The organism is Moorena sp. SIO2C4, assembly GCF_010672485.1.
Lineage (GTDB): Bacteria > Cyanobacteriota > Cyanobacteriia > Cyanobacteriales > Coleofasciculaceae > Moorena > Moorena producens.
Window position 1 is genome coordinate 1 of sequence record NZ_JAAHGN010001035.1, and the last position, 2,658, is coordinate 2,658.

3 protein-coding genes and 1 pseudogene are annotated in these 2,658 nt (G+C 40.7%); all 4 read left to right on the forward strand.

The window, feature by feature from the left end; genetic code table 11:
- Positions 1 to 307, forward strand: a 307-nt coding sequence (locus tag F6K20_RS33270) for a hypothetical protein (protein ID WP_287297621.1), incomplete at its 5' end; no start/stop codon positions are given.
- A gap of 640 nt (positions 308 to 947) precedes the next feature.
- Positions 948 to 1,262 (forward strand): tetratricopeptide repeat protein, encoded by a 315-nt coding sequence (locus tag F6K20_RS33275; RefSeq protein ID WP_008191057.1) that lies wholly within the window; start codon positions 948 to 950, stop codon positions 1,260 to 1,262.
- 385 nt (positions 1,263 to 1,647) lie between these two features.
- Positions 1,648 to 1,881 carry a cyclic di-GMP-binding domain-containing protein, MshE-related gene (locus F6K20_RS33280; protein WP_287297623.1) on the forward strand — a complete coding sequence of 78 codons (234 nt, stop codon included), beginning with the start codon at positions 1,648 to 1,650 and terminating at the stop codon, positions 1,879 to 1,881.
- A 354-nt stretch (positions 1,882 to 2,235) separates the two neighbouring features.
- A pseudogene (locus F6K20_RS33285) lies at positions 2,236 to 2,658 on the forward strand (ATP-grasp domain-containing protein); the annotation flags it as partial.

The following is a 2,658-nucleotide window of genomic DNA, read 5'->3' on the forward strand; positions in this document are numbered from 1 at the left end:
TGGTTCCGATTCCCGATTCCCGATTCCCGTTCCCCTCCTGGGAGGGGTTAGGGGTGGGTTCCGATTCCCGATTCCCGATTCCCGTTCCCCCCTGGGAGGGGTTAGGGGTGGGTTCCGATTCCCGATTCCCGATTCCCGAACCCAATTGAGAACTGCTATATTGGGTGGCATGGGTGCCTACACCATTGAACTCGCTATCTGCCTAGCTTATAACTCCCTTGGATTGTGCGGTCGTTTTCTTTTGTCTGTTAGTCTTCAGGTGCGACCCGTGGCGAATTTAATAATTAGATGCGGAAACCCTACCTAATTGCCTTTTTCTCTGTTCACAAATTTTTCACTCTACCCTGATAGGATAGCGTACTGGTAGTAATTGTAATAGAGGTTATTACCTCTATTGTGATTCACGTGTTATTCAGGGCTGATTGACTGACAAAGCTCCTACAAACTATGGTGTCGCTGCTATCCCGCTAGGGGGTAAAACCCCTAGTTCATGTAGGGTGGGCAGTGCACCAGACAGATAATCAAGCTTGCAAAGGGCGTTGGTAGGCACTGCCCACCCTAGGATTAATGACTAGCTAGTTCATGTAGGGTGGGCAGTGCACCAGACAGATAATCAAGCTTGCAAAGGGCGTTGGTAGGCACTGCCCACCCTAGGATTAATAACTACCTAATAACTCAAGTCTGTTAAAACGGACTAGAGATAAAGGGTTGTAGTCGGTTGAAACCGACCTTAGCTATGAGCTGTGGACTTAAATCCATGGCAGGTTTGATGGCAAAGCCCAACATTGTTGAGTAAACCAGTATTCAAAGACAGACTAGGCAAGACTGAAACCTAATCTTTATATTCCCAAAAACCGGGATTTTAGGGATTGGTCAATAACATCTAAATCGGTAGCTCCTGAGTAGTTTGTAGCTACCTACTAATTGAAGTAGCAATAGGTAAGCCAATGGAAATTTTTAAGCAACGTCAGCAGCCAAAAGAAACTAATTCTCAAAGTGCTAATTTTTACTACTTTAGAGGAATTAGCCATCTAGTGGTGGGCAAATTTCAAGCAGCCATTCTGGAATTGAATGAAGCCATTGAGATTGACCCCAACCATGCTGCTGCCTATGACAACCGTGGCATATGCCTTCGAGAATTAGGTAAGCATCAAGAAGCCCTAGCAAATTTTCAAAAATCAGCTGCAATTTACCAAAAAAAGGGTAAAACGGATGATTATCAAAAGATAATAGCCAAAATTCACCACCTTTACTCACGGTGATTCGCTTAAGCCTGTGTAGTGAATGGTATAGGGCTAGGGGCAATGGCATTGGCAATAGGCAAGAGACAAGAGGCAAAAGTTAACTACAGGTGCGCTTTCCGCTTCAGGACTGACACAAAACTGGGCACTAAACGCTACAAGTAGTAGGTTACGTTAATAACGCACCCTACAGATAGTGTTACTACGGAAGTCCTGAATTCTTACTCTCGCCTTTTTCATAAATTTTCACAAAGCGCGTGATTAACTAGTGGGTTGTTCAAAGACTATGCACTATTGGTGAGGCTCGCCAACGGCATCTATTGATTAACTCATTTAACAATCATTTGTCAAATGTCATTAGTCAATTTCCAATTAACTTTGGAAATTGGAAATTGACTAATGACCAATGTTCGATTATTACTTGAAACAAAAGCACCCAGTCATGCAACTTGGTAAAATTCTGATTCGTAAACGAATTATTTCTACAAATCAACTCAATAAAGCCCTGGAAATCCAGTCTTTAACAGGAATAAAATTGGGAGAAATTTTGGTAACTAAAGGATTGATTGAATCTCAGGATTTGGAGCAAGCACTTTTGGAACAATATTGGCGAATAAATTGGTTTTGGGTGATTGACTAGTCCCACTGGATATAATTCAAAATTCAAACGCCAAAATTCAAACGTATTCCATCGTTATTATCTAAAGGTTTTGATAGCTTTGAATGGTATATTCGGATTAGCTTTAGGGATTAGATATTAGAAACAATAGGAGCAATTGATCGCCTCCGTTTAATCACCCATCACACCCCATTTGTTACATCGATTACGGCATCCGTTACTACATCCTTTACTACATCTTTTACTACATCCTTTACTATAGCAATTGCTGAATTCACTGCTCCAAAGTCCCTAAACTCCAGAGATTTATAGCTGACCGAATTGAAAACCGCTGTAATTATTTAAATCCTCCTCATTCATAAGATAAAACTGGAAATGAGAGTAATATTTTGCGATAGCGTCTTTGACCATAAACTGATAGAACCTGATTACGAAGAAGAGATGAAAGCTGCCCAATTAGCTGGCTTCATAACTTCCATATTCAGCTTTGAAGACTTGACTGATGGCAAGGTAGCTCGTTCATTAAGGTATGTGGAAAATTCGGAAGTGGAGGAATTGGCTATTTATCGTGGATGGATGTTAACTCCTTTATCCTATGGGTTACTTTATCATGGACTTTTAAACAAGAAGATCAAACTGATTAATACTCCAGCAGAATTTAAATATTGTCACTATTTACCTGAGTATTATCCAAAAATCAATGCTTTAACTCCAAAATCAAATTGGACAGTGGGTCAGGAAATGAATAATTGGGAAGTGATTAATTCCCTGACCGATGAGTTTGGCAACTCTCCTATA

Excerpts from the sequence above, each read along its gene's own strand:
- F6K20_RS33275 (WP_008191057.1), top strand. The coding sequence starts at position 948 with ATGGAAATTTTTAAGCAACGTCAGCAGCCAAAAGAAACTAATTCTCAA.
- F6K20_RS33280 (WP_287297623.1), top strand. The coding sequence starts at position 1,648 with ATGTTCGATTATTACTTGAAACAAAAGCACCCAGTCATGCAACTTGGT.